This window comes from Bradyrhizobium sp. NC92 (genome assembly GCF_025200865.1).
In the GTDB taxonomy this organism is placed as follows: domain Bacteria; phylum Pseudomonadota; class Alphaproteobacteria; order Rhizobiales; family Xanthobacteraceae; genus Bradyrhizobium.
The window spans coordinates 1,576,906-1,603,077 of sequence record NZ_CP104171.1 but is presented as its reverse complement, the minus strand read 5'-3'; the positions used below and the strand labels follow the sequence as shown (position 1 = coordinate 1,603,077).

The 26,172-nt window shown below is 64.1% G+C and carries 27 protein-coding genes and 1 tRNA gene; 13 read left to right on the top strand and 15 right to left on the bottom strand.

From position 1 onward, the window contains the following. Positions 1-955 precede the first annotated feature (955 nt). On the top strand, positions 956-1,324 hold the full coding sequence (locus tag N2602_RS07570; RefSeq protein WP_260382224.1) for a hypothetical protein: 369 nt from the start codon (positions 956-958) through the stop codon (positions 1,322-1,324). A gap of 139 nt (positions 1,325-1,463) precedes the next feature. On the opposite strand, the gene N2602_RS07565 is transcribed toward N2602_RS07570, so the two are convergent. From N2602_RS07565 to dnaG, 3 genes are all read right to left on the bottom strand, one after another. Next, positions 1,464-1,970, bottom strand: a complete 507-nt coding sequence (locus N2602_RS07565; RefSeq protein ID WP_212259914.1) for a DinB family protein — start codon at positions 1,968-1,970, stop codon at positions 1,464-1,466. Positions 1,971-2,426: 456 nt separating this feature from the next. Beyond that, positions 2,427-4,568 carry an RNA polymerase sigma factor RpoD gene (gene rpoD / locus N2602_RS07560; RefSeq protein ID WP_172789012.1) on the bottom strand — a complete coding sequence of 714 codons (2,142 nt, stop codon included), beginning with the start codon at positions 4,566-4,568 and terminating at the stop codon, positions 2,427-2,429. A 377-nt stretch (positions 4,569-4,945) separates the two neighbouring features. Next, a complete protein-coding gene (dnaG, locus tag N2602_RS07555) occupies positions 4,946-6,946 on the bottom strand; it encodes a DNA primase (protein ID WP_260382223.1) in 2,001 nt (666 codons plus the stop codon). A gap of 302 nt (positions 6,947-7,248) precedes the next feature. Here dnaG and N2602_RS07550 point away from each other — a divergent pair, with 302 nt between their 5' ends. After that, a complete protein-coding gene (locus N2602_RS07550; RefSeq protein WP_260382222.1) occupies positions 7,249-7,812 on the top strand; it encodes a chlorite dismutase family protein in 564 nt (187 codons plus the stop codon). A gap of 53 nt (positions 7,813-7,865) precedes the next feature. Here the strand turns inward: N2602_RS07550 and N2602_RS07545 are convergent, their stop codons facing one another. Then, positions 7,866-8,264 carry a gamma-glutamylcyclotransferase gene (locus N2602_RS07545; protein WP_260382221.1) on the bottom strand — a complete coding sequence of 133 codons (399 nt, stop codon included), beginning with the start codon at positions 8,262-8,264 and terminating at the stop codon, positions 7,866-7,868. Positions 8,265-8,340: 76 nt separating this feature from the next. On the opposite strand from N2602_RS07545, the gene N2602_RS07540 reads away from it, so the two are divergent. Next, positions 8,341-9,144, top strand: coding sequence for an N-formylglutamate amidohydrolase (locus N2602_RS07540; protein ID WP_172789008.1), 804 nt, complete (start codon positions 8,341-8,343; stop codon positions 9,142-9,144). A gap of 4 nt (positions 9,145-9,148) precedes the next feature. Here the strand turns inward: N2602_RS07540 and N2602_RS07535 are convergent, their stop codons facing one another. After that, positions 9,149-9,769: a LysE family translocator gene (locus N2602_RS07535; protein ID WP_246709014.1), complete on the bottom strand. Its 621-nt coding sequence runs from the start codon at positions 9,767-9,769 to the stop codon at positions 9,149-9,151. Positions 9,770-9,892: 123 nt separating this feature from the next. Between N2602_RS07535 and N2602_RS07530 the strand changes: the two genes are divergently transcribed. The 3 genes from N2602_RS07530 to N2602_RS07520 are packed head-to-tail and all read left to right on the top strand — an operon-like array spanning position 9,893 to position 11,179. Then, positions 9,893-10,207 (top strand): helix-turn-helix transcriptional regulator, encoded by a 315-nt coding sequence (locus tag N2602_RS07530; RefSeq protein WP_212259926.1) that lies wholly within the window; start codon positions 9,893-9,895, stop codon positions 10,205-10,207. Continuing rightward, positions 10,200-10,670 carry an SRPBCC family protein gene (locus tag N2602_RS07525; protein WP_260382220.1) on the top strand — a complete coding sequence of 157 codons (471 nt, stop codon included), beginning with the start codon at positions 10,200-10,202 and terminating at the stop codon, positions 10,668-10,670. Before N2602_RS07530 ends, N2602_RS07525 begins: the two co-directional genes overlap by 8 nt. Beyond that, on the top strand, positions 10,667-11,179 hold the full coding sequence (locus N2602_RS07520) for an SRPBCC family protein (RefSeq protein ID WP_260382219.1): 513 nt from the start codon (positions 10,667-10,669) through the stop codon (positions 11,177-11,179). The genes N2602_RS07525 and N2602_RS07520 overlap by 4 nt, the downstream gene beginning before the upstream one ends. A gap of 155 nt (positions 11,180-11,334) precedes the next feature. Here the strand turns inward: N2602_RS07520 and N2602_RS07515 are convergent, their stop codons facing one another. Next, positions 11,335-12,105, bottom strand: a complete 771-nt coding sequence (locus N2602_RS07515) for a DUF2189 domain-containing protein (protein ID WP_260382218.1) — start codon at positions 12,103-12,105, stop codon at positions 11,335-11,337. 241 nt (positions 12,106-12,346) lie between these two features. Here N2602_RS07515 and N2602_RS07510 point away from each other — a divergent pair, with 241 nt between their 5' ends. Then, on the top strand, positions 12,347-14,575 hold the full coding sequence (locus tag N2602_RS07510) for an ATP-binding protein (protein WP_260382217.1): 2,229 nt from the start codon (positions 12,347-12,349) through the stop codon (positions 14,573-14,575). A gap of 1 nt (position 14,576) precedes the next feature. On the opposite strand, the gene N2602_RS07505 is transcribed toward N2602_RS07510, so the two are convergent. From N2602_RS07505 to N2602_RS07480, 6 genes are all read right to left on the bottom strand, one after another. Further along, positions 14,577-15,020, bottom strand: a complete 444-nt coding sequence (locus N2602_RS07505) for a hypothetical protein (protein WP_036030342.1) — start codon at positions 15,018-15,020, stop codon at positions 14,577-14,579. Positions 15,021-15,022: 2 nt separating this feature from the next. Continuing rightward, positions 15,023-15,376 (bottom strand): nuclear transport factor 2 family protein, encoded by a 354-nt coding sequence (locus tag N2602_RS07500; RefSeq protein ID WP_260382216.1) that lies wholly within the window; start codon positions 15,374-15,376, stop codon positions 15,023-15,025. A 98-nt stretch (positions 15,377-15,474) separates the two neighbouring features. Further along, positions 15,475-15,942 (bottom strand): MarR family winged helix-turn-helix transcriptional regulator, encoded by a 468-nt coding sequence (locus N2602_RS07495; protein WP_172789002.1) that lies wholly within the window; start codon positions 15,940-15,942, stop codon positions 15,475-15,477. Between the two features lie 26 nt (positions 15,943-15,968). Beyond that, a complete protein-coding gene (locus N2602_RS07490) occupies positions 15,969-17,579 on the bottom strand; it encodes an acyl-CoA synthetase (protein ID WP_260382215.1) in 1,611 nt (536 codons plus the stop codon). Positions 17,580-17,762: 183 nt separating this feature from the next. Beyond that, positions 17,763-18,899 carry an epoxide hydrolase family protein gene (locus N2602_RS07485; RefSeq protein WP_260382214.1) on the bottom strand — a complete coding sequence of 379 codons (1,137 nt, stop codon included), beginning with the start codon at positions 18,897-18,899 and terminating at the stop codon, positions 17,763-17,765. Positions 18,900-19,025: 126 nt separating this feature from the next. Continuing rightward, entirely contained in the window at positions 19,026-19,481 is a 456-nt protein-coding gene (locus N2602_RS07480; protein ID WP_260382213.1) for a GatB/YqeY domain-containing protein, read from the bottom strand. A gap of 74 nt (positions 19,482-19,555) precedes the next feature. Between N2602_RS07480 and N2602_RS07475 the strand changes: the two genes are divergently transcribed. Further along, the gene (locus N2602_RS07475) at positions 19,556-19,924 is read left to right on the top strand and encodes a hypothetical protein (RefSeq protein WP_260382212.1); all 369 of its coding nucleotides are present in this window, start codon (positions 19,556-19,558) and stop codon (positions 19,922-19,924) included. Positions 19,925-19,928: 4 nt separating this feature from the next. On the opposite strand, the gene N2602_RS07470 is transcribed toward N2602_RS07475, so the two are convergent. Then, the gene (locus N2602_RS07470; protein ID WP_260382211.1) at positions 19,929-20,630 is read right to left on the bottom strand and encodes an alpha/beta fold hydrolase; all 702 of its coding nucleotides are present in this window, start codon (positions 20,628-20,630) and stop codon (positions 19,929-19,931) included. Positions 20,631-20,776: 146 nt separating this feature from the next. On the opposite strand from N2602_RS07470, the gene carA reads away from it, so the two are divergent. Both carA and N2602_RS07460 read left to right on the top strand, forming a co-directional pair. Continuing rightward, on the top strand, positions 20,777-21,967 hold the full coding sequence (carA, locus tag N2602_RS07465; RefSeq protein ID WP_260382210.1) for a glutamine-hydrolyzing carbamoyl-phosphate synthase small subunit: 1,191 nt from the start codon (positions 20,777-20,779) through the stop codon (positions 21,965-21,967). Between the two features lie 211 nt (positions 21,968-22,178). After that, on the top strand, positions 22,179-22,700 hold the full coding sequence (locus tag N2602_RS07460) for a cupin domain-containing protein (protein WP_260382209.1): 522 nt from the start codon (positions 22,179-22,181) through the stop codon (positions 22,698-22,700). Positions 22,701-22,819: 119 nt separating this feature from the next. Here N2602_RS07460 and N2602_RS07455 read toward each other — a convergent pair whose 3' ends face one another. Further along, positions 22,820-23,344, bottom strand: a complete 525-nt coding sequence (locus N2602_RS07455) for a Dps family protein (RefSeq protein WP_172788994.1) — start codon at positions 23,342-23,344, stop codon at positions 22,820-22,822. Between the two features lie 114 nt (positions 23,345-23,458). On the opposite strand from N2602_RS07455, the gene N2602_RS07450 reads away from it, so the two are divergent. Both N2602_RS07450 and N2602_RS07445 read left to right on the top strand, forming a co-directional pair. Next, entirely contained in the window at positions 23,459-24,160 is a 702-nt protein-coding gene (locus N2602_RS07450; RefSeq protein ID WP_260382208.1) for a class I SAM-dependent methyltransferase, read from the top strand. A 54-nt stretch (positions 24,161-24,214) separates the two neighbouring features. Then, positions 24,215-24,290 (top strand) — tRNA-OTHER (locus N2602_RS07445). An 81-nt stretch (positions 24,291-24,371) separates the two neighbouring features. On the opposite strand, the gene N2602_RS07440 is transcribed toward N2602_RS07445, so the two are convergent. Continuing rightward, positions 24,372-24,749 carry a helix-turn-helix transcriptional regulator gene (locus tag N2602_RS07440; RefSeq protein WP_172788992.1) on the bottom strand — a complete coding sequence of 126 codons (378 nt, stop codon included), beginning with the start codon at positions 24,747-24,749 and terminating at the stop codon, positions 24,372-24,374. Between the two features lie 113 nt (positions 24,750-24,862). On the opposite strand from N2602_RS07440, the gene N2602_RS07435 reads away from it, so the two are divergent. Next, a complete protein-coding gene (locus tag N2602_RS07435; protein ID WP_260382207.1) occupies positions 24,863-26,032 on the top strand; it encodes an MFS transporter in 1,170 nt (389 codons plus the stop codon). Positions 26,033-26,172 lie beyond the last annotated feature (140 nt).

Here is a 26,172-nt window from a genome sequence, read left to right as displayed (position 1 = left end):
GGCACAAGGAAGGGCGGCCGCCCTAGGCCCGCCGAATTACGCGGCGGCCTCGACGGCGACGAGCCCGCGCTCAACATCATTGGGGAGCAGGATCGCGAGTCGCGGAAAAGAGCGCGAGGCCGGCGCTGGAGATCGAGCGGATTCAAAGGGTGGGGCGAAGAAGAGGTAGGCTTCGGCCCTGTCCCCGTCGTTGCGAGCGCAGCGAAGCAATCCAGAGATGCGTCTGTGGGGATGGGCGGCAGAGCAGACCTGATTTTTAAAACTTGAGTTCTCACATTTTGACCCATGCAGACCTCGAATAGCAGCGAAACTTTCGCGGCGAGCGGCCAGTCGAGGTATCGCTTCCTTAACGGTTCTTTATCGATGTCGCGGCTTTTCGTGAACCTTCAAAGGTTGTTTGTCGGTTTCCTTGCTGCAACTATGATTGTGGAAGGCCGCCGCTTGAGCGATCATCGTAGTGTGGGGGAACCGACTAGTTCGAATGCGGGAATTGCTGCAAACCGGTAAGGCAATAGCCACACTCGCCGTCGGCGTGGCCTTCTTCGCCTTCGCGACGTGGCTTGGGCTAGCCCAGATATGTCGCGTATTCACGACAGGAGAACTGTACTCGCGCGGTTACGGCCCTGGTTGGATGGGCTGGTCAAGACCCGTCAGCTTTGAGAGCGACCCAATCACCTTTGTATCGGCTCTCGTGACAGCCGTGCTCGTCATTGCTGCTGGGCTGTTCATTTTCGGACGGCTGTTCTCCAATGTACGACGCTGGTGGAACGCCCAGTAGCGCGCGAGCCGATCGGCCCTACCTGGGATTTGAAAAGTTTGCCCCTTCGATCATAGGGAGCGCAGTTCGGCAGTCTTGAAGGTCCGCACTCGGTCGGTGGCTGACTTACATGGCGATGCCCGCTGAGCACCGCTTATGAACCTCGGCGGACGCCTTGAGAAAAACGGGAGGTTATGTATGAAGCTATCCCAGCCGCTGACCGTGGTAATTCGCATACCAAACGTAGCTCTCTCGCGTTCCGATCTGGACACATCATTGAAGCTACAAGTCGATCGTTATGAACCGTCATCTCGTCTTGCGTATGTCCAAATCGATAACGGAGATGATGAAGATCAATGGGCTGCTTTACTCGACCTTATCCGTTCGATTGGCGCCGTCATTCCGGGTCTGTTAGCGAAAGGCGAGATCGGGCGACCGAGCGTGGACGTGGCTATGGTCTTTCCCGACTCGCTCATGGCCAAATATCTAACCATCCCCGCCGATGTTGTCGTGGCTGCGGGTGAGGCAGGGATGGGCATTGAGGTGTCTGTCTATAGGGGCGAGTAACAAGCCTGCTTGTGGCCCGTCGCGGCCAAGCAGAATGCCCGTTGAGGTGTCGGCTGTCGGGCGTGGAGCGGACGCTGATCGCAGCAATCTGGATCGCCGATTTTGACCCAGAACTGCCATCTAGCATCGGCTGATGCAATCAACGCTGGGTACGCGAGGGATCGGACCTATGCAGATATCCAGCGAACACATCACGCATCGCCGTACTTTCAATTTTCGGAAGGAGACGACCTACCTCACCTCGATGATACCCGGAGTGGGTAACCACATGAGCAAGCATCTCCTCTCGGGACATCCGCCCCTGCGTCCCATCTGTAAAGGTGAAATCGACCAGTTCTTCGAGGTCAGAAGAACTCGCTCGCGAAATGTAATCAATGTACCACTGGTCCGTTAGTCGAATGCTTGGGGCGAGTTGAGCAAGAACGGGCGTGTCAGCGCTCCAATTCGCCGCGTATGAGTGACGTTCGCCTTGAAGATTGGCGGCAAATATTCGGTCGACCATGTGGGCGTGATTCAGAACACGCAGTGCTGCCCGATATTCCGTTGTGTGCGGTTCAGCATCGACGGTGTTCAAGGCGAGAAGCAACTCCGCATTCGAGGCGGCTTTGTATTGAAGCAATGAGCTTATTAGGGTCTTGGCCGTCATGTTCTTCTCCTTGCGCATCAGAGAATCCCCGCAACAAACCCCCAAATGCCGATCGCAAATAGCGTCGGCATCAGCGAGCTGCATTGGTATGACGGCTACTTGTGCGCTGGCGGCCGCTCAATCGCGCACATAGAACCTGCACGCGTATGCAGGACGGTTCAAGATCAAAAAGCAAAATCTCTGTCGTGACCATCGCCGATCACTCGAGGTGTAAAATCAAATTTGGTGTGCCACCGGAGTAGGGTCTCTTTTGGCCCATCTCGGAAGTCGGGCGCCGTCCGCTCTTTCGTTGCTGTTGGAATAGAAGCGGACATGGGTCGGGCAATCGCCTGGTGAGTACAAACTGCAGCCTGGATTGCTTCGTCGCAAGCGCTCCTCGCAATGACGGGGCGAGAGCCGGGTCAAAGAAAAACGGCGGGCTGTTGGCCCGCCGTTTTCGTTCTGATTGAAATCGAATCAATTATCCAAAAAGCTCCGCAACTTCCGCGACCTCGACGGATGCTTCAGCTTCCGCAGCGCCTTCGCTTCGATCTGACGGATACGCTCGCGCGTCACGCTGAACTGCTGGCCCACTTCTTCCAGCGTGTGGTCGGTGTTCATGCCGATGCCGAAGCGCATGCGGAGCACGCGCTCTTCACGCGGGGTGAGCGAGGCGAGGACGCGCGTGGTGGTCTCGCGCAGGTTGGACTGGATCGCGGCGTCGATGGGGAGAATCGCGTTCTTGTCCTCGATGAAATCGCCGAGATGTGAATCCTCTTCGTCACCGACCGGCGTCTCCAGCGACAGCGGCTCCTTGGCGATCTTGAGGACCTTGCGCACCTTTTCCAGCGGCATGCCCAGTTTCTCGGCGAGCTCTTCCGGGGTGGGCTCGCGGCCGATCTCGTTGAGCATCTGGCGAGACGTGCGCACGATCTTGTTGATCGTCTCGATCATGTGCACGGGGATACGGATGGTGCGGGCCTGGTCCGCGATCGAGCGGGTGATCGCCTGCCGGATCCACCACGTGGCGTAGGTCGAGAACTTGTAGCCGCGGCGGTACTCGAACTTGTCGACCGCCTTCATCAGGCCGATGTTGCCTTCCTGGATCAGGTCGAGGAACTGCAGGCCGCGGTTGGTGTACTTCTTGGCGATCGAGATCACGAGGCGGAGGTTGGCTTCCACCATCTCCTTCTTGGCCTGGCGGGCCTCGCGCTCGCCCTTCTGCACGGAGTGCACGATCTTGCGGAACTCGACGATCTCGAGGCCGGTCAGCGCGGCGAGCTGATGCACCTCGTGGCGGAGGTCCTTGATGCGGTCCTTCTCGTGGTGGACGAAGTTCTTCCAGCCCTTGGCCGAGAGCTTCGAGACGCGGTTTAGCCAGCGCGGGTCGAGCTCCGAGCCGGTGTAGTTGCGCAGGAAATCCTCGCGCGCGACGCCGTGGCTGTCGGCAAGGCGCATCAGGCGGCCCTCATGCGAGACGAGGCGCTTGTTGATGTCGTAGAGCTGCTCGACGAGGCTGTCGATGCGGGCCTGGTTGAGGCGCAGCGACTTCACCTCGACGATGATCTCGTCCTTCAGCTTCTTGTACTTGCGCTCCTGGTGCGGCGAGAGCGACTCGTTCTGGAGCTGGTTCTGAATGTCCTGCTCCTGAAGCTTGCGCAGCTTCTTGTAGCTGTCGGCGATGCGATCGAAGATCTCCACCACCTTCGGCTTGAGCTCGGCCTCGATCGCCGCGAGCGACATCTGGTTCTCGAACTCGTCGTCGTCCATGTCGGCTTCGGCCGCAGCCTCGCCGGGATCCTTCTCCTCGCCGGCATCAGCACCGCCGCCGGCAGGCGCGGCGCGGAACGGGGTCGGTGACGGCGGCGCCGCGGGCGGCGCGACATGGGCGGGCGCGGCTGCGGACGCGGTGGCTTCGCCGCCCTCGGCGGAGGCTTCGCCGCCCTCGCCATTGGGACCTGCGATCATCGCGGTGTTCATGCCGCCCTTGGCGTCCGGGCCGGCATAGGTCGCTTCGAGATCGATGATGTCGCGGAGGAAGATCTTGCCTTCGTTGAGCTCGTCGCGCCAGATGATGATGGCCTGGAAGGTCAGCGGGCTTTCGCAGAGGCCCGCGATCATCGCCTCGCGGCCGGCCTCGATGCGCTTGGCAATCGCGATTTCGCCTTCGCGGGAGAGCAGCTCGACCGTGCCCATCTCGCGCAGATACATGCGCACGGGATCGTCGGTGCGCTCGCCGGGCTCGCTCTTCTTGACCTCGGTGACGGCCTTCTGGGTGACCTCGACGAGCTCGTTATCGGTCTCGTCCTCGCCCTCGTCCTTCTCCTCCTCGCCTTCGCTATCGTCGGCTTCGGTGACGTTGATGCCCATGTCCGAGAGCATCGACATGATGTCCTCGATCTGTTCGGGCGAGGTCTGGTCGGACGGCAAGACTTCGTTGAGCTGATCGAAGGTCACGAAGCCACGCTTCTTGGCCTGCTTGATCATCTTCTTCACGGCGGCGTCGGACAGGTCGAGCAAGGGCGAGGGCGCGTCCTGGGAATCCTTCTCCGGCGCATCCGCTGCCTTGTCGTCTTTTTCCTTGTCCTTCGCCTGCAGCGTCTTTGCCTTGGTGGCCATCCATTGCTCCTAAACGCGCTTCATGCGAGACGCCCGCCGCGCCTTCGCGTGAATTCACATGAACCTGTTGCTCGACGCTCTCGCTTCGGCAGCTCTCGACACGGAAAGGGCGGCGCACAAACCTCTCGCCACCCCCAACTTTCTCTCGCCGGAATTGCCTAACGCTTCGTCAGCCTCTTTGTCGCGGCGGATGCAGGTGTAGTGCCAACAGCGATTGCGCGGATTCATTCCTGACGCGTCTGTTATGCCTGCGGCCGCCTCCGGGCCAAAGTGCTACAAGACCGTTAAGCCTCGATTAACCCTGTTTTTGCCGCCAAATCATGGATTTGGCGAGTCTTTTAGCGGTTCCGGCCGCGGCCGTCCGCATGATTCTTTCATCACATGCTCTTCTGGAGCCGGCCCGACAGCTCGCCAAAACCCTCGATCAGGGCCTCGGTACCGTCGACTTCCCCTATCCGAGCCTTGACGTCTCGCAGCCACGCCAAATTGGCCTCGCTGGGATCCTCCCCCAAGGCCAGCTCGGCGTCTTTCAGCTCTCTAAGTAGTGAATGGTATTGCCGATGCAAGGCAACCAGCTGGTGCCAGGTGGCAAGAACGTCATCCCGGGCCGCGCCCTCGCGGGCGGCCCACACCGCCTGAGTCGTGATGACATTCTCAACCCTTTGAAGAGTTTGAGTAAATCCGCCCTTTTCGAGGTCGCCGCGCATCTTTTCGGCCAGCTCGCCGGGGTCCGGCGAGTGGTGATGGTCGTTGGCGAAGGCGGCGATGATGCCGGCCCGGAGCTTGTGGGCCTCGGGATGGGCCAGCTCCAGGGCGGCGACCTCCTCCAAATGCTCGTGCAGCAGCCAGGGGTGGTTGATCAGGCTTTGCAGAATCAGGGCTTCGCGACGGGAGATGGCGCTGCGCTGGCCCCGCATGATCGGGCTTGCCGCCAGCTGGGGGCTCGCCGCCTGATAGGGGCCGGAGGGCAGCAGGGTCGGACCCGGGGCGCCGCGACGGCCGCCGCCGAACCCTTGTCCGCCGAATCGATTCGGCCCGCTCCGCGGCTGGAACGGCCGGCCGCCACCGGGGCGGAAATTGCCCCGGCCGCCAAAGCCGCGCCCGCCTTCGGGCGCGAAGGTGCGCTGCAGCCGCTCGACGAAGTCATCGCGATAATAGCGCCGCACCACCTCGTCGCGGATGCCGTTGGTGAGGTCCTTGATGCGGGCCTCGAGCGCGGCGCGCCGCTCGGGCGTGGCGAAATTGCCGCCCTCGAGCTCGCGCGACCAGATCATGTCGGCAAGCGGACGGGCGGCGGCGATCACCTCCTCGATCGCACCGCGCCCGCCCGAGCGCACGAGGTCGTCAGGGTCCTGCCCTTCCGGCAGCAGCGCAAAGCGAAGACTCTTGCCGGGTGCGAGGAATGGCAAGGCAAGGTCCGCAGCACGATACGCCGCCTTCTGTCCGGCGCGGTCGCCGTCGAAGCAGAGGATCGGCTCGTCCGCCATCTTCCAGAGCAGCGCGAGCTGGCTCTCGGTGAGGGCGGTGCCGAGCGGCGCGACACTGCCGGCAAAGCCCGCGGTGACCATGGCGATGACGTCGACATAGCCTTCGACCACGATCAGCGGGCTGCCGTCATGGGTGGCTTTGCGCGCGGTCTGGTGGTTGTAGAGATTGTCGCCCTTGTGGAAGAGCGGCGTCTCCGGCGAATTCAGGTACTTTGCCGGAACGTCCTTCTCCAGCGCGCGCCCGCCGAAGGCGATGACGCGGCCGCGCAGATCCGTGATCGGAAACATCACGCGATCGCGGAAGCGGTCGTAAGGCACGGGGATGTCGTTGCCGGCCACCAGCAGCCCGGTCTCGACCATGTCGTCGACGGAGACGCCGAGCTTGCCGAGATGCTCCTTCAGCGCGAATTTCTCGCCCGGCGCATAGCCGAGGCGGAACTGCAATTGCGTCACTGGGGAGATGGCGCGATCGGCGAGATAGCCGCGCGCCTTCGCGCCCACGCGCGAGGCCAGCGTCTCGGCGAAGAATTTCGCCGCGAGATCCATCACGTCATGCAGCGAGCGCCGCCGCTGCTCTTCGCGCGCCGCGTTGGGCGTCACCGCCGGCAGCGGCAGGCCCGCCATGTTGGCGAGACGCTCCACGGCTTCAGCGAACGGCAGGCCGTCGGTCTCCATCACGAAGCTGATGATGTCGCCGTGCTTGCCCGAGGAGAAGTCGTGATAAAAACCCTTCTGGTCGTTGACGTAGAAGGACGGCGTCTTCTCCTGCTGGAACGGCGACAGCCCCTTCCACTCCCGCCCCGCCTTCTTCAGCTTGACGCGCTTGCCCACGACCTCGGAGACCGAAAGCCGGGCACGAAGCTCGTCGAGGAACTGGGGCGTGAAGCGCATGGGCTCTGTGTAGCGCGAACCGGGGTGAGTCGGGCGAAGGATCAGGGATATAGGTGCGGCGCGGCCAAAGGCCAGGTTTGTCGGGCTTATCCGGGTTATTCGACCTATGCACAGGGCCTCCGTCATCTCCCGTCATTCCGGGGCGATGCGAAAGCATCGAGCTATGGTGCGCAATTGCGCACCTGAGAATCCATGGCGCCGCCGGGACGCTCGGAGAAATGGATTCCGGGCTCGCGCCAAGGGGCGCGCCCCGGAATGACGAGCCACTTGAACCGCGCCCAGTTCCACGCTTCCATACCGCCATGTTCAGGACCTTTCGAGGCGGCCACAGCGGGGGCTGGCGGGTGACCTCGATTTCGCCAGTGACGGGCGAGCCCCTGCCCTTCGTGCCGGCGCTGTCGGTGACCGACAGCGACGCCGTCTCGTTGCCGCTGGTGCCCTCGCGCAATGCCTGGCGGCTGGTCGGCGTTGCGAGCAGCCTGCGCTACACCGAGCGGGCCGAGAAGCAGCAGCTCGTCGCCGTGCAGGCCGGCCTCGGCCGGCTGGAAGCAACCAGCGCGGCGCTGATCCCGATCCGCAAGTCGCAGGCCTGGTGGGACCTGACCCAGGAAGAGCGCCGCAGGATTTTTGAGGACAAGTCGCACCACATCGCCAGCAGTCTTCGTTTTCTGCCCGCGATCGCACGCCAGCTCTATCATTGCCGCGACCTCGGCGGCCCCTTCGATTTCCTGACCTGGTTCGAATTCGCCCCCGCGCACGCCTCGCTGTTCGAGGAGCTGGTGGCGATGCTGCGGCGGACCGAGGAGTGGAGCTATGTCGAGCGCGAGGTCGACGTGAGCGTGGTCAAGGAAGTGCTGTCGGCATAAAAGGTCTGCTCCCTCTCCCCGCAAGCGGGGAGAGGTGAAAACCGCATTCGCTGTCAGTGCTCCAGGAATCGCCCGGATTCGATGCGCGGCAGATCGGTAACCGGCCAATTGTAGACGTAGGTCCAGGCCTTCTCGGTGGTGCCGCCGGGCAACGTCACCTCGATCATCTGCCGCAGATATTCCGTCGGCTCGGGAAACCCCTCGCCGCAGGCCTCGTACATGTCGAGCTCGCGCAAGAGCTCGTCCGGCACGCGCAGGTGAAAGAGCTCGCCATGAACGATGTCCGCCGGCGCCTCGGAGAGCAGCAATCCCGGATAGTGCTTCACCAGAACGAGCCGGCCGCGGCAGGTGGCTTCGCCGAGGAATTCGGAATGGCCCGCGAGCAGCCGCGCCATCGGGTGGTCGAAGCCGCGCATCAGGGTGCCGTAAACGAAGAGTCGATCCGAGCTCATGCTGTTCCAACGTTGCGGCGTCGGTGCGATACCGCTACTCCGTTTACACACTTTGTCATTCCATAGGCAAATCAGGATGGCTTTGGATATTGCCGACGTAGCAGATCAATTGCTCGGAGAGGGCGACATTCCGCCCGTACATGAGGTGAATGCGGCAGGGACATCGCCGTTCCTGCTCACCGCGGACCATTACGGACGGGTGCTGCCGCGCGCGCTCGGCGATCTCGGCGTCGCGGAGAGCGATCTCGTCAGGCACATCGGCTGGGACATCGGCATCGCCGGTGTCGCCGAGCGGCTCGCCGCGATGCTCGATGCGCATCTGATCGCGCAGCGCTATTCGCGCCTGGTGATCGACTGCAACCGCCCGCCCGGTGTCGCAAGCTCGATTCCCGTGATCTCCGAGGCAACCGCCATCCCCGGCAATGAGGATCTATCGGCCGCGGCCAAGGAGATGCGCCGGCGCGAGATCTTCGATCCCTATCACCGCCGGATTGGCGCGGCGATCGATGCGCGCGTCAACGCTGGCAAACCGACGGTGCTGGTGGCGCTGCACAGCTTCACGCCGGTCTATTACGGCGAGCCGCGGCCCTGGCACATCGGCACGCTCTATCGGCGCGACACCGTGCTGCCGCGGCTGATGCTGCAGCATTTGCGGGACGAGAGCGCGCTCGTCGTCGGCGACAACCAACCTTACGCGGTGAGCGACATCACCGACTACACCATTCCCGTCCACGGCGAGGCGCGCGGCCTCGTCAACACCGGCATCGAGATCCGCCAGGACCTGATCGCCGAGGCGAGCGGCCAACAGCAATGGGCCGAGCGGCTGGCGCGGATCCTGCGCGAGATCGAGGCAACGCTGCGCAAGCAGGGAGCGGCGTGAGCGGTCACTTCGCCCGCGTCAGCGCCAGCCAGATGCCGCCGCCGATCATGAAGCCGCCGGAGATGCGCGACATCAGCCGCGTGCGCCGCGCCGAGAAGAATTTTCGCGCGCGGCCGGCGGCAATCGCATAGAGCGCATCGGTCAGCACGGCCGTTACCATGAAGGTGACACCCAGCAGCGCGACCTGCGGGAAGTGCGGCTGGCTCATGTCCATGAACTGCGGGATGAAGGCGCCGAAGAACACCAGCACCTTCGGATTCGACAGCAGCACCAGGAATCCCTGCAGGAAGAAGCCGCCGCGCGGCGGCGGTGGCGGCGCGTCGATATCGACGCCCTCGACCGGCGCCCAGATCAGCTTGATGCCGAGCCAGACGAGATATGCGGCGCCGGCAAAGCGCACCCAGTCGAACCAATAGCCCATGGTCGCCATCAGCGAGGTCAGGCCGATCGCGACGATGCCGATGACGATGGCAAGCCCGGCCTGCGCGCCGGCCACGTTGATGAGCGCCGCACGCGTGCCGTGGCGCAAGCCATTGGCGATCACGAGGGTGACGATCGGCCCCGGCAGCAGCGCCAGCGCAATGCAGGCGGCGACGAAGGCGAAATAGGCTTGCATGGACATCATGGAAGGGACTCGCTGACGGCGGTTTCGCCGCATTAATGCATGGCGAGGGCAAGAACGGAAGACGTTCCCTCTCTCCTCGCCTTCACTTGACATGCAACCTTTTGGTTGCCTATTATCTCGACCATGGATGAAGTCTTCAAAGCGCTCGCCGATGCGTCACGACGGTCGCTGCTCGACAGGCTTCACACCAGGAACGGCCAGACATTGAACGAGCTTTGCGAGGGCCTCGCCATGACGCGGCAAGCCGTCACAAAACACCTTGTCATTCTCGAAGAGGCCAACCTGGTCACGACCATCAGGCAGGGCCGCGAGAAGCTGCATTATCTCAACCCGGTGCCGATCCATCAGATCGGCGAACGCTGGATCAAGAAGTTCGAGCGCAGCAAGTTAGCCGCGCTCAGCGAATTGAAACGCCAGTTGGAGAAGCGCGATGAGTAAGCCGAAGTTCGTCTACGTGACCTACATCGAGACCACGCCCGAGAAGCTGTGGCAAGCGCTGACGTCGAGCGAGTTCACCAGGCAATATTGGTTCGGCGCCGGGGTTCGCTCGGACTGGAAGGTCGGCTCTCCCTTCGCGCTTCTGCTCGATGGTGAGGTCACCGATTCCGGCGAGATCCTGGAATCCGATCCGCCGCGGCGCCTGTCCTACAGCTTCAAGCACCACAAGTTCGAGGAGCTGCGCAACGAGCCGGCCTCGCGCGTCGTCTTCACGCTCGAACCGTTCGGCCCGCTCGTGCGTTTGACCGTGCTGCATGACGGCTTCGTCGAGGGCGGCAAATATCTCGGCGCCGTCTCCAACGGCTGGCCGGCGATCCTGTCCGGGCTCAAGAGCCTGCTGGAGAGAGGCCAGGTCCTCGCCATCCCGCGCACGGCGCTCAACAAGGGATTCGACGCAAAATGAACCTCGATCAATTCAAGCCGCTGACCGTCTACACCATCTACATCGCCTCGACGCCGGAGAAGGCGTGGGAGGCGCTGACGTCCGCCGAGTTCAGCCGAAAATATTTCTCCGGCTTTGCGGTGGAGATGGAGCCGAAGCTCGGCGGCAGTTTCATTGTGCACGCGCCCGACGGCTCCGAGCACATCCGCGGCGAAGTGTTCGAGTACGATCCGCCGAGGAGGCTCACGGTGAGCTGGAACGTCAATTGGCCGGGCCTCGTGGAAAAGCTCGGCACCACGATTGTCACCTACGAGATCGAGCAGGCCGGCGAAGCCGTCCGCCTCACCATGAGCGAACGTCACGACCGCGAGCTCAGTGACGATATCCTCTCCGGCGGTCGCACCGGCTGGCCCGCGATCCTCTCCGGATTGAAGAGCCTGCTGGAGACCGGCAAGGCGCCGAAGATCGAGATGTCCCCGCCGGTGAGGTTGCTGGAAGCGCTGAAGGCGATGGGCATCAAGACGCCGTAGGTGCGACGAGGGTCTTCCGCGAACTCGATATCGTAGGGTGGGCAAAGCGAAGCGTGCCCACCGCCTCTATGCTGTATTGGGTCAGTGGTGGGCACGGCGCAAGTGCGCCTTTGCCCACCCTACGGCACTGCCCACGGGGCGAAGGGAGCGATAAGCTACACCGGCGCCACCAGGCGCCGATAGAGGTGCCACGTCGCATGCCCCAGCACCGGCAACGTCACGATCAGCCCGAGAAAATAGGGCAGCGCCGAGACGATCAGCAGCATCACGATCACGGCGGCCCAACCGACCATCGGCAGCGGGCTCGTCACCACCGCGCGCACGCTCGTCACCATCGCCGTGACGAAATCGACCTCGCGATCGAGCAGCAGCGGGAACGACACCACGGTCAGCGAGAACAGGATCAGCGACAGCACGGCCCCGACCGCATTGCCGATGGCCAGGAACAGCAGGCCCTCGCTGGTCGTCAGCACCACCGTCATGAACTCCTGCAAGCTCGAGAACGAAGCGTTGAGGCCGAGCAGCAGCGCGATCAGGAGCCGCACCTGGTACATCCAGATCACGAACATGAACAACGTCACGAAGGCCATCCAGCCGATCTCGCTGCGCGCGCGGATTGCGAACCAGATCGCAGAGAACGAGACCGGCTCGCCGCGCTCGCGGCGCCGGCTGACTTCGTAAAGACCGATCGCAACGAACGGACCGATCAGCGCAAAACCGGCAGCGAGGGGATAGACCAGATAGACCATGCCGAAGGCGGTGAGACAGAGCATGATGACGATGCCGCCGGCGGCGTAGAGCGCGCCGAAGCAGAGACCATAGAGCGGCAGCGCCTGGAAATCGCGCAGGCCCTCGACCAGCGCCTCGGCGATGTCGGCCGCCGCCACGGGACGCACCACCGGATCGACCTTGCCCGAGATGGACATCAGCTTCCTCCGCACATCGGCGCGATCTTCGTCGCGCGCATGCCGCGATATTAGCGCCGCCGCGCGGCGGCGCAACTCGAGGCCGGCCGGCGCGATGAGGAGCAGCGACGCAACATCGCTCGCACTCGGAAATCTTAAGCCTTTCGCGCGATTTTCGCGCCGACGGCTATGGACGGGGCGGATGCTCGTGCCGCAAATTGTACCTCCGAGCACCCTCGCCGAGAGAGCAGATCACCCACCGATGAGCCTGCGTACCCGGTTACTGATCCTCGTCATCGCGGCCATGCTCGTGCCGGCGATTCTGGTCGGGCTGCGCTTCGTGCAGAACCGGGCCAGCGAGATCGACGCGGCGCTGGCCAATCTCGCCGCATCGGCCGACGACATCGCCAGCGATCTCGGCGAGAAGATCCAGGGCACTGCGCAACTTCATTACGGGCTCGCCCGCGCCCGCGACCTCGACACGCGCGACAAGGCGGCATGCTCGGCGTTTCTGTCGGATGTCCGCGAGGAATATCCGCAGTTCACGGGTATCCTGACCATCGATCCCGACGGCAGGCTGTTCTGTGACTCGCTGCGGACCAACCGCACGCTCGACCTGAACGACCGCAGCTATTTCAAGGAGGTCAAGAATCTCCAGGGCGTCGTCGCGGTGGAGCCGGTGTTCGGCCGCCTCACCGGACTGTCGGTGCTGCAGATCGCCTATCCGGTGCGATCGGATACGGGCGCGCTGAAATTCGTGCTGCTCGCATCGTTCAACCTGAACAAATTCGCGGAGTTTCACCACAAGCGGCTGCTCGCCGAGAAGGACATCCTGTTCGTCGACGCCAAAGGCACGGTCCTGGCAGCGCCCAAGGGTGGCGGCTGGAGCGTACCCGTCGGCGGATCCATTGCGGGCTCCGACCTGTTCCGCTTCGCGGCAGCGCCCGATGGCGAGCCATTCCGGGAGATCACCGATCGCGGGGGCCGCACGCAGATCTGGGGCGTTGCCCGCTCGCCGGCGATCCGCAAGGCCGGACTCTACATTTTGGTTGGGCGGTCCAAGGACGGACTGGTCGCGGCAGCGAACCGCCGGCTCTACGAGGACATGGCGATTCTGGCAGTGGCCTCGCTGCTGCTCCTCGCCGGCCTCTGGATTCTCACGACCGTGAGCATCGGACGGCAGGTTGGGCGGCTCGCTGCCATGGCGAAGAGCCTCGGGCGGGGCGATCTCAGCGCGCGCATTCCGGAGCCTCACCCGGGCGGCGAGCTCGGCGGATTGATGACCCTGCTCAACAGCACGGCCGAATCGCTCGAGCAGCAGCGCGCCGCCATCGCCGATCTCAGCCACAAGCTCAGCCAGTCCCAGAAGATGGAAGCCATGGGCCAGCTCACGGGCGGCGTGGCGCACGATTTCAACAATCTCCTGACCGTCATTCTCGGCAATTCCGAGCACCTCGCCGACAGGCTTGCGGGGAACAAGGAATTGCACCGGATCGCCGACGACATTGCCACCGCCGCCGAGCGCGGCTCCGACCTGACACGGAGCCTGCTCGCCTTCGCGCGCAAGCAGCCGCTGCGGCCGCGAGAGATCGACATCGCCGAGCAGGTGACCGGCATGACGCAGCTTCTGCAGCGGACGCTGGGCGAGCACATCGAATCCAGCTTCGCGTTCGCGCCGGATCTCTGGCTCGCCAGCGTCGATCCCGGCCAATTGGCGACAGCCGTGCTCAATCTCGTGCTCAACGCGCGCGACGCGATGCCTGACGGCGGCAAGCTGACGGTCGAGGTGCGCAATGCATCGCTCGGCGAATCCGACCTCGACGTCAACGGCGAGCCGCGGCCCGGCGACTACGTCATGCTGGCCGTGAAGGATACCGGGTCCGGCATGAGCAGCGAGGTGTTGGGGCGAGCGTTCGAGCCGTTCTTCACCACCAAGGAGGTCGGCAAGGGGACCGGCCTCGGCCTCAGCATGGTCTACGGCTTTGCGCAACAATCCGGCGGACTCGTGCAGATGCAGTCCGAACCGGGTCATGGCAGCGTAGTCCGGCTGTTCTTTCCCCGCTTCGCGACGCCGCCGAACGAGGAGCCGTCACCGGCAGAGCGTGTCGCCGCACCCGAGGGCCACGAGACGATCCTCGTCGTCGAGGACGACGACATGGTGCGCGCCTATGTCGAGAACGAGCTGAGGGCGCTCGGCTACCGCGTCATCTCGACGGCGAACGGACCTGCGGCGCTGGACGCGCTGCGCCAGTCCGGGGACATCCAGCTTTTGTTCACCGACGTCGTGATGCCCGGCGGCATGTTCGGGCCGGAGCTGGCGAGACAGGCCGTTCAACTGCGGCCTGGACTCAAGGTGCTCTTCACGTCCGGCTACAGCCAGGATCCGGTCAAGACGCCCGACGGGATCGACGCCCGCATTCTGACCAAGCCGTTCCGGCGCAAGGATCTCGCCGCGATGCTGCGTACGGCCCTGTCGGAGCCGCCGCGGTAGATCAGGACGCGATCGTGAGCTGCAGCGCCACTGCGAGATTGGCCGCGAACAGAGCCGCATCGATGACGAAGATCCGGAGCATCGGGCCCTTCAACACCGGCCAATAGGCCACCCCGACGCGGCCGCCGCGCATCAGCACCGGGACATTGTAGGCGAACTGGCTGAAATGGCAGGCGGCAAAGAACAGAAACAGCGCGAGCTGCGCTTCGACCGGCTGGAAGAAGGACGGACGGGCCGCCAGCAGATAGAGCGACAAGAGCCCGATCGGCAGATTCATGCCGCCGAGGAACGCGACGCTCGCCGCAAGGGTCGGCGCGATCGGATTGCTGCGCTCCTCCCGCGGCAGCAGGATCTTCAACGTGTTGGTTTGCGCGATGCTGAACTGGATGAACGCCCCGACGAACCAGAGCGTGTTGAGGAGCAGGACGATGTCCGAAAACCGCATGGCTATTTCCCGTAAAAAGCTTCACTGCGCACCACACGGCCCACATCGTCGAAGTCCATGAATTCGCTGGCGCGCGTATCGCCCAATTGCCACCACACCGTCAGCCGCGCGATCGCCTCGTCCCAGCTCCAGCCCAGGATCTTCAGGTCGGCAGTTTCGATGTGGCCATAGGCCTTGCGCCAGTAGGCGCGGATGTTCTCGGCGCCGGTGACGGTCGGAGACCCCGTCAGGGTGAGAGCGAGAGGGCTGCGCATCTGCGCATCGTCGGCGAAATGGGCGACGACCGCGTCGATATCGACCCTGCACCAATTCGCACACCATGCCGCGACGAAGCTTGCGGCGGCCGCGCGGTTCATTGCCTGTCCGCTCACGACACGGATCCTCCCCTTGGCTCGTGGCCGGGAAGGTGGCAAAGCGCACGCCTCATGTCAACTATGTTGACTTGAGATTTCCATCAATTGTTGTCGGCGATCGCCTCCATCACCCCGATCCATCCCGCCGCACCGCTCGCCCCGACGCGCTCGAACGCCTCGCGCAGGACCTGGCGCTCGTGGTCCGAGGCCCGTTGCTCGATGCGCCGCCCCGCTTCGGTCAGGCGCAGCAGTTTCGAGCGGTGCTGCTCCGGCGCGCGCTTCGAGGTCAGGAGCTTGCGCTCCACGAGCAGATTGAGCGGCCGGTTGAGGGCCTGCTTGGAAATGCCGAGGATCTCGATCAGCGCGCCGATGGCGATGTCGGGCCGGCGCGCCACCACGTAGAGGATGCGATGGTGCGGACGCGACAGGCCCTGCTTGGCAAGATATGCGTCGGCCTCCAGCGTCATGCCGCGCCAGCCGTAGTACATGAGCTCCAGCGCCGCATCGAGCTCGTGCAGCTTTGCAAGCGAGGCGCGGTGAAGCCCCGCGGCTTGAGAGGTCTTTGCCATGGTCGGAAGTCAGCCCTTGTAAGAAGTCAGCCTTTGGCCCGCAGCTCGCGGCGCAGTACCTTGCCGGTCGCTGTCATCGGCAGCGTCTCGGCGAACTCGACGAAGCGCGGATATTCGTGCGCGGCGAGCTGCACCTTGACGAAGTCCTGGATCTCGCGCGCCAGCGCGTCGCTGCCGGCAAAGCCCGGACGCAGCACGATCCAGGCCTTGATCGATTCGGTGCGGATCGGATCGGGAATGCCGACCACCGCAGCCATTGCCACCGACGGATGTTTCATCAGCGTGTGCTCGATCTCGGAAGGGCCGACGCGGTAGCCGGCGGTGGTGATGACGTCGTCCTCGCGACTGACGTACCAGAAATAGCCGTCCTCGTCCTGCACGCCGAGATCGCCGGTGAGCAGGAAGTCGCCGGTATATTTCTTCGCCGTCGCCTCCGGATTGCGCCAATATTCCAGCATGGTAACGGGACATGGCTGGCGCACGCCGATGATGCCGCGCTGACCGCGCGGCAATTCCTCGCCCTTGTCGTTGACGATGCGAACGTCGAAGCCGGGCGTTGCCTTGCCCATCGAACCCGGGCGGATCGGAAACAGGTTGGAATTGCTGCCGATCACGAGGTTGCACTCGGTCTGGCCGAACACCTCATGTGCGTCGACACCAAACGTCTCGCGCACCCAGCCGAGCAATTCACCGCCGAGCGACTCCCCGCCGGTGAAGATGCTGCGCAGCTTCACGCCGGAATGCCTGACGCCGGCCTGCCGCATCAGCTTCAGGGCCGTCGGGGGCAGAAAGACGTTGCGGACGGAAAGATCGGCCATCATCTGCATCGCTGCCTGCGGCTCGAATTTTCGCGCGCGATGGCCGACCAGCGGAATGCCGTGGTACCAGAACGCGAGCAGGCCGTTGATGAGCCCGCCGATCCAGGCCCAGTCCGCCGGCGTCCACATGAGATCGCCGGGCTTGGGTAAGAAGTTGTGGCACATCTCCACATTCGGCAGATGGCCGAGCACGACGCGATGCGCATGCAGAGCGCCCTTGGGATTACCCGTCGTGCCCGAGGTGTAGATGATCAGCGCGGGATCGTCGGCCGAGGTATCCGCGCGCGCGAAGTCGGGCGAAGCGGCTTTCACCGAAGCCCAGAACGATTTCGTGCCGGCGGGGGCGCGCGCGCCAACGATGTAGACGTTCCTCAGCTCCGGCAGGCGGTCGCGGATCTTTGACAGCTTTTCCCAGCCGCCCTCGTCGGTGACGATCGCCTTGGCCTCGGAGTTCGACAGGCGGAACTCCAGCGCGTCCTCGCCGAACAGGGCGAACAGCGGGATCGAGATCATGGCGGAGCGAAACGCCGCCATGTGCACGATCGGCAATTCCAGCGACTGCGACAGGAAGACCGCGACGCGGTCGCCGCGGACAAGTCCGTCGGCCTTCAGCACATTGGCGAAACGGCGCGACATCTCCGCGACCTCGTCGAACGAGGTGCGGCTGGTGGCGCCGTTCTCGTCGACATAGATCAGCGCAAGCCGGCCGCTGCCGTCGGCATGGCGATCGCAGCACGCCTCCGCCATGTTGAAGCGCGCGGGGATGTCCCAACGGAAGTTGCGGACGAGCTCGTCGTAGGTTGCGGCTTCGGTGAGCATGGGCTTGGTCGTTTCCCGGTGTGTTGTTATGGCCCAGTCTAGAGCTGTGAATGCTCGGAACAAGAGCTCGGGACGTCATTCCGGGGCGACGCGTCAGCGTCGAGCCCGGAATCCATTGCGTAGCGTTTGCCGCGGCCCAATGGATTCCGGGTTCGCCCTGCGGGCGCCCCGGAATGACAGGGGTCACCGCACCGTCGCAAAGAACTTCCTGACATCGCGCACGAACAACTCCGGCTGCTCGAAGGCGGCGAAGTGACCGCCCTTCTCCATCTCGCTCCAATGCGTGATGTTGGGGAAGTTCGGTTCCATCCAGCGCCGCACCGGCGTGATGATCTCCTTCGGAAACACCGCGACGCCCGTCGGCACCTTCACCACCGGCGTGGTGCGGCGCTTGCCGAAGCTCTCCCAATAGAGCCGCGCCGACGACGTCGCCGTCTGCGTCGCCCAATAGAGCATGACGTTGTCGAGCAGCTCGTCCTTGCTGAAGATGTTCTCGGGATGGCCATTGCAATCGGTCCAGGCCCAGAACTTCTCCAGGATCCAGGCCGCCTGCCCGCTCGGCGAATCCGTCAGGCCATAGCCGAGCGTCTGCGGCCGCGTCGATTGCTGCTTGGAGTAGCCGGAATCGAGATCGACATAATGCTTGAGGCCGGCCAGCGCGCGCTTCTCCTCTGCCGTCGGCTCACCCTCGACCTTCGGCGCCGCGTTGAAAGCGAGCGTGATGTGGATGCCGGCGCAATGAGCGGGGTCCTGCGCGCCGAGCGAGGTCGTCACCGCCGAGCCCCAGTCGCCGCCTTGCGCGGCATAGCGAGCGTAGCCCAGCCGCTCCATCAGCTTGGCCCAGGTCGCGGCGATGCGATCGACGCCCCAGCCGGTAGTCCTTGGCTTGCCCGAGAAGCCGAAGCCCGGGAGCGAGGGGCAGATCACGTGGAAGGCATCGGCGGGATTGCCACCGTGTGCAGCGGGATCGGTGAGCGGCGCGATCACGTTCTGGAACTCGACGATCGAGCCGGGCCAGCCATGGGTGATGATCAGCGGAAGCGCCGACGGCTCCTTCGAGCGCACGTGAATGAAATGAATATCGAGCCCGTCGATCTCGGTGGTGAACTGCGCGAAGCGATTTAGCTTCGCCTCGCGGGCCCGCCAGTCGTAGTCCTTGGCCCAGTAGGCACAGATCTCCTGGATCCATTTCAGCGGCGCGCCCTGGCTCCAGTCGTCGACCAGTTCGGCCTCCGGCCAGCGCGTGCGGGCGAGGCGCGACTTCAGGTCGGCGAGGATGTCGTCGCCGATGGCGATGCGAAATGGATGGATGGCGGTCACCGTGCCTCCCTTGTTTTTGTTGTCATTCCGGGGCGCGCGTAGCGCGAACCCGGAATCCATTTCGCAACAGAGCCGGCAGCACGATGGATTCCGGGCTCGACGCTTCGCGTCGCCCCGGAATGACGGCTAACCCGACAGCGCGGCCTTCACCAAACCGCTGGCCTTGCCGAAATCCATCTGCCCTGCGTATTTCGAACGCAGCACGGCGATCACCTTGCCCATGTCCTTCATGCCGGCTGCGCCGGTCTCGGCGATCGCGTCCGCAATCGCCTTCTTCACGTCGTCCTCGGACATCTGCTTCGGCAGATACGCCGAGATCACCGCGATCTCCTCGCGCTCCTGCGCGGCAAGCTCGGCGCGGCCGCCCTTGTCGTAGAGCTCGACCGCCTCCTGGCGCTGCTTGATCATCTTCTGTAGCACCGCGAGAATGTCGCCATCCGACAGCGGCGGCTTGCCGCTGCCGCGCGCGTCGATGTCGGCATTCTTGATGGTCGAGTTGACCATGCGCAGCGTGGACAGCTTGCGCTCGTCCTTGGCCTTCATGGCCTCCTTGACCGCATTGTTGATGTCGTCGCGCAGCATGATCGCCTCGTTTGGAAACAGTCCGGAAAGACTCGTGGTCTACAACAAGATGTCGCGTCAATATAGGTGCTTGGATGAAGACCGGAAAGCATCTCGCCATGTTGGCAGTCTGCCTCGTGGTGCTCTGGGCAAGCCGTTTCGGCCCCTACACCTGCGGCTCGCTTCCAGCCTTCACCGGAGAAACCGGATCGTCCTGGCTTGCGATCGCGGCGAACGGCCTCTTTCTGGTCCTTCTGCTGTACCTGCCGGTCTACGACTTCATATCCCTGCTGACCTACAAGCTCGGCTGGGAGCCAAAGTTCGATCCGCTCGTGGTCTACGAGGGCGAATTCTCGACGAATCCGGTGTCCACCAAGACCCGGCGCGTGCTTTACGCGGTGGATATCGCCGTGGTTGGCTTCTTCCTCGTGCCGCTATGGACCAAGGCCGCCTATTGCGGGTGAGTGCTTAGCTCGCGAGCCATTCGGTGAGCGCCCGCACCGTCGCCTCCGGCTGTTCGGCTTGCGGCAGGTGTCCGCAGCGATCGAGGATCACGAGCCTCGCGCCGGCGATGCCCTCGGCCATCTCCTTGGAGAACGCGTTGGGGATGGTGTTGTCGGTATCGCCCGTCAGCACCAGCGTCGGGCACTTGATCGTCGCCAGCAAGGGGCACGAATCCACCCGGGCGATGATCGCGGTCTGCTGCCGCAGATAGGCTTCGACGCCAACGTCCTCGTCTTGCGCATGCACGAGCTCGAGAATCTCAGCGTCATCGCGCCGCGACGGATGCACGAGCTCCGGAAAGCTCTCCTCGCGGACGGCGCGGAGCTCGCCGCGCCTGGCGCGCTCCATCTGGGCACGGCGGCGCGCGGTTGCCTCCGGCGTGTCGGGCCGCGCCTGCGTGTTGATCAGCGCGAGCTTCGTCACGCGCTCGCTGGCCTGGCGCATGATCTCGAACGCGATGTAGCCACCCATGGAATGGCCGGCGAGGGCGAAGCGCGGCGGCGCCTCGGCGAGGATGCGGCGGGCGATCGCCGCCATGCTGTCGTCGCGGATGTGGTTGGCAACCGTCACCGGTCCGAAACGCCAGAGCGCGGGGATCACGGGCGCATAGATGCGGGCCGTGGACGCCAGCCCCGGAACCAGCACAATCGGGGTCGTCCGGTCCATTGTTGCCTCGCAAGCCCCAAGATTTGCCGGAAATTAGCCGGCCGAGCTTAAGGGCGGGAGGAGGCCTGTCAAATATGCAAAAACGCATGTGAATCCGGCCTCTCCCGCTTTGACGGGCGCGCGCGGGGGGACTATGAAACGCGCTCATGACACAACATGACAACGATCCCGCCTGGCCGGACCATAAACCGACCGCGCTCCTCGTGCTTGCCGACGGCACGGTACTCGAGGGCTTTGGCCTCGGCGCCGAAGGCCACGCCGTCGGTGAGGTCTGCTTCAACACGGCGATGACCGGCTATGAGGAGATCCTGACCGATCCCTCCTATGCCGGCCAGCTCATCACCTTCACTTTCCCGCATATCGGCAATGTCGGCACCAACGAGGACGACATCGAGACGGTGAATATGGCGGCGACGCCGGGCGCGCGCGGCGTGATCCTGCGCACCGCGATCACCGATCCCTCGAACTATCGCGCCACCAAGCATCTCGACGCCTGGCTCAAGGCCCGCGGCATCATCGGCCTCTCCGGCATCGACACCCGCGCGCTGACCGCGCTGATCCGCTCCAAGGGCATGCCCAACGCCGTGATCGCGCACTCGAAGACCGGCGAGTTCGATCTGCATGGCCTCAAGAAAGAGGCGCGCGAGTGGCCGGGCCTCGAAGGCATGGACCTCGTGCCGATGGTGACGAGCGGCCAGCGCTTCACCTGGGACGAGACGCCCTGGGCCTGGGACAAGGGCTTCGGCCGGCAGGACAAGCCCGAGTTCAACGTCGTCGCCATCGATTACGGCATCAAGCGCAACATCCTTCGCCTGCTCGCCGGCGTCGGCTGCAAGGTGACGGTGGTGCCGGCGACGACGTCGTCAGAGGACATCCTGGCGCTGAAGCCGGACGGCGTGTTCCTGTCGAACGGGCCCGGCGATCCGGCCGCGACCGGCAAGTACGCCGTGCCCGTGATCCGCGACGTGATCAAGTCGGGCACGCCGACCTTCGGCATCTGCCTCGGCCACCAGATGCTGGGGCTCGCCGTCGGCGCCAGAACCAAGAAGATGCATCAGGGTCATCACGGCGCCAATCACCCGGTCAAGGACGAGACCACCGGCAAGGTCGAGATCACCTCGATGAACCACGGCTTTGCGGTGGACGAGACGACGCTGCCGAAGGGCGCTACGCAAACCCACATCTCGCTGTTCGACGGCTCCAATTGCGGCATCCAGCTCGACGGCAAGCCGGTGTTCTCGGTGCAGTACCACCCCGAGGCCTCACCCGGCCCGCGCGACTCGCACTATCTGTTCCAGCGTTTCGCCGACCTGATGCGGCAGAAGAAGAGCGCGTGAGACGCGTTCTCCTCGGATACTTCACGACAAAGCCCGGGCTTTTTCGTCATTCCGGGGCGCGCGTAGCGCGAGCCCGGAATCCATCGGCCAACAGATCTGCAGCACGATGGATTCCGGGTTCGACGCTGCGCGTCGCCCCGGAATGACAGAACCAGGAACGCCGCCTCACTGTTCTCGTTGATTCCTGCTACCCTGACGCAGGAGCCCAGCCATGTCCGTCGTCCGCGACAAGGCCGAGCCGCTCGCCATCGTGTTCGAGGATGACGGTCTCGTGCCGAACAACATCCTTCCGTTCCTGGTCTACCAGGGCGCGGTGAAGCTCGACCCAAAGCGCCCGGAAGAGACGATCGAACTTCTGTTCGAAGCGAACGGCTGGGGCGGGACGTGGCGCAACGGCGTCTACGATTATCTGCATTATCATGCGACGGTGCATGAGGTGCTCGGCGTCGCGCGCGGCAGCGCCCGCGTCCGCTTCGGCGGCGACCATGGCCAGGAGCTTCAGATCCAGGCCGGCGACGTTGCGATCCTGCCCGCCGGCACCGGGCATCAATGCATCAAGGCGAGCGATGATTTCTGCGTGATCGGCGCCTATCCATCGGGCGCGAAGATGGAGATCACGCGGGCAACGCCGGAGAATCATGCCAAAGCGCTGAAGACGATTCCACGCGTCGCGCTGCCGCCGGCTGATCCCGTGACGGGGAAGGATGGGGCATTGATGCGGTTGTGGCGGTAGCCACAAGCGCGGTGCGATAGGTGGGCAAAGGCGCGCCCTTGCGCGCCGTGCCCACTACTCCATCCGTACAATCCAGTTGGTGGGCACGCTTCGCTTTGCCCACCCTACCGCCCTGTGTCCTACGCTTCGTTGCCACCTTCCTGCCGGGTCGCTTCGAACAGGAACCAGGTCCGCCGCTCGGTCTCGTCGATGAAGTTTTCCAAAATGCTGGCGCTGGCGACGTCGCCGGCCTCGTCGCAGACGTCGTGCGCCTTGCGCATCGCGGCTGCGACGAGCTTGTTGTCCTGCATCAGCTCGCGCAGCATCTCGCGCGGCGGGACGTAGTCCTCGTTGTTGTCCTTGATGGTCTGGAGCTTTGCGACCTGGCCGATCGACTTCAGCGTGGTGCCGCCGATCTTGCGGACACGCTCGGCGAGCTGGTCGGTGGTGGCGAAGATCTGGTCGGACTGCTCGTCGAGCAGCAGGTGGTAATCCCGGAAGTGGCGCCCGCTGATGTGCCAGTGGAAATTCTTGGTCTTGAGATAAAGCGCGAAGGCGTCGGCCAGAAGCACGTTGAGCGCCTCCGAGACTTTCTTGACCCCGTCGGGCGACAGATCAGTGGGGGTATCGAGTTCGGGCGAGACCTTGTTGTTGGTTTTGCTCACGGGAGACCTTCCTGTTAGGACGCGGACATTGACGGCGCGCCGTCGCACCCCTAACGCAAGGCGGACAGCGCCGGTTCCGCTAGCGGAACCGTTAGGCCGGGACCTTCGAATACCATGGACGATTGGATCGATTATTACGACTCGACGCATACGATCTATGTCAGCAAGCTGCATCGCGACTTGCACTTCCAGATCATTGCGCGGGACATCATCGGCTACATCCCCTCGCCCGATGCGACAGTGCTGGACTATGCCTGCGGGGAAGCGCTGTCGGCGAACCAGGTGGCAGCCGCCTGCGGCAAGCTGATCCTGGCCGAGCCCGCGCCCGGCGTGCGCGGCCGGCTGATCGCGCGCTTTGCCCCGAACACCAAGATCCGCGTCCGCTCGCTCGACGACGTCCGCAAGATGCAGGACCAATCGATCGACCTCGTCGTGATGAACTCGGTCGCGCAATACATGACGCCGGACGAGCTCGATGCGGCGCTCTTGAACATCCGCCGGATCCTGAAACCCTCCGGCAAGCTGGTGCTCGGCGATATTCTCCAGCCGCAGGTCGGCATGGCCAGGGACGTGATGGCGCTGCTCGGCTTCGGTCTGCGCCACGGCTTTCTGAAGGACGCGCTGATCGGGCTGACCAGCACCGCGCTGTCGGATTATCGCCAGCTGCGCTCGAAGATCGGGCTGCAGCGCTACAGCGAGGACGAGGTCACGGCCAAGCTGAAGGCGGCGGGCTTCGCGGCCCAGCGCGCCCACAGCAATATCGGCCACAACCGCTGGCGCATGACGTTCATCGCCAGGCCGCCTCTGATCCGTTAAGCATAACAATTAGCCGTTGTGGCTTGTCGCACTGCAATCGGTAATGATCGCCGCGGCCCGGTGGCGGAAGCGTCTACGCGAGGGCGGTGCAACGCTCTACATCCTGGTTCAAATCCAGGCCGGGTCTCCAGCCTTCGCTGCTACCGCAGCTTCGGCTCGGCAAGCCAGCCTTGCCGCGCCGTAGCTCGCAGAGCGGCGGCGGGCAACCGTCTCATTTTCGATCGACCTCGATCAAGTCGCAGCCGGACACGAGCGGAAGCCGGTCGGCATCCTTAGCTGCGGAGCTGAGCACCGCATCGAGCAGGCCCGGGAAGCGCGCCTCCAGATCCTCTCGTCGCAGCCGCATGAAGCGGTTGGTGCCCGCGATGCGCGTCTGCATCAGGCCGCATTCGCGCAGCTTGGCGAAGTGATAGGCGAGGTTGGACTTGCCGCTCAGCGCGCTGAAGTCGCTGCAGCGGAGTTCGCTGCTGACACGTTCCTGCTGGGCGAGCTGGTAGACGATCGCCAGACGGATCGGATCGCTCAGGCAATCCAGGACCATCGGCAGTTCGATCTGCTCGCGGGTGGGATGGTGCGGCGTGCGGCTCATGGTCCGGAAATCATAACGATGCGCCGGCAATGTTCAATAGTTCTTGAACCAATTGACAGCGAAATCGCCTCGTTCGATAGTTCAATGAATCTTGAACATAAGGAGCGTTTCCGATGAGCGTGCTCTGGCTGGCCCTGGCGGCCTTTGCGATCGGCACTGAAGGTTTTGTCATTGCAGGGCTTTTGCCGGCGATCGCTTCCGACCTGTCGATTTCCGTCTCGGCCGCAGGCCAATTGGTCACGGCCTACGCCCTCACCTATGCGGTGGGCTCGCCCATCCTCGCAGTCGTGCTGAACAATATCGATCGCCGGACCGTGCTGGCCCTGGCGCTATCGACCTTCATCGCCGGCAACCTCGCCGCGATGGTCGCATCCAACTACGCCCTGCTGCTGGCCTCCCGAATGCTGATGGCGCTGGGCTCAGGGCTGTGCATGCCGACGGCGCTTGCCGTGTCCGTGGCGGTCGCCGCGCCCGAACGGCGCGGCCGCGCGGTGGCGCTCGTGACCGCCGGCCTCACGGTTGCGACCGTTGTCGGCGTTCCCTTCGGCAATCTCGTCGGCAGCCTGTTCGGCTGGCGTGCAACCTTCGCCATGGTCGCCCTGATCGGCGCCGTTGCGCTCGCCGGCCTGCTGCTCGGGCTGCCACGCGGTCTGCCGCGCAATACGGCCTCGCTCAGCGAGAGGCTGGCGGTGGCGCGCCATCGCAACGTCGTGGTCGCGCTGCTGATCACGATGTTGTGGGCCCTGGGCGGCTTCACGGTGTTCACTTATTTCGCAGTCCCGCTGCGCGGCCTCGGCTTCGACGCCTCGCAGATCAGCCTTGCTCTGCTGGTGTTCGGCGGCGCGGCGGCGATCGGGAACATGTTCGGCGGCGTCCTGGCCGACCGGCTCGGCACGCTCGCGACCGCAGGCCTCGGGCTCGCCGGCATGGCGGGCGCCCTGATCCTGCATTCGCTGGTCCTGAAGCTAATGCCCGCACAGGCGCATTATGCGGTGCTCGGCACGATCTTCCTCTGGGGCGTCTCGGGCTGGGCGTTCTATCCGGCCCAGATCGCCAGCATCATCCGGATCGAGCCGCAGGCCTCGATGATCGCGCTCTCGCTCAACGCCTCGTCGATGTATCTCGGCTTCGCCATTGGTGGAGCGCTGGGCGGCGCGGTGCTGGCCACCCTCTCGCCTGATGACCTCGGCTGGATCGGCGGAACGAGCGTTGCGGCCTCGCTTCTGGTGCACCTCGCCCGCGGCTGGCAGGCACGGCCAAAACCGGTCAAAATTGCCGGTTGATGGGCGTTTTTCGGGGTTTCGCCGTCCTGAAAACTGGTCTAAGACCCACCCGCGCGCGAGGGAAGACCCCGCGCTCTCGCAAAAGGGACGCGCGGCAAGCGCGCCCTTTTTTTGTGCCCAAATTCCACTTCGGCGAGAGT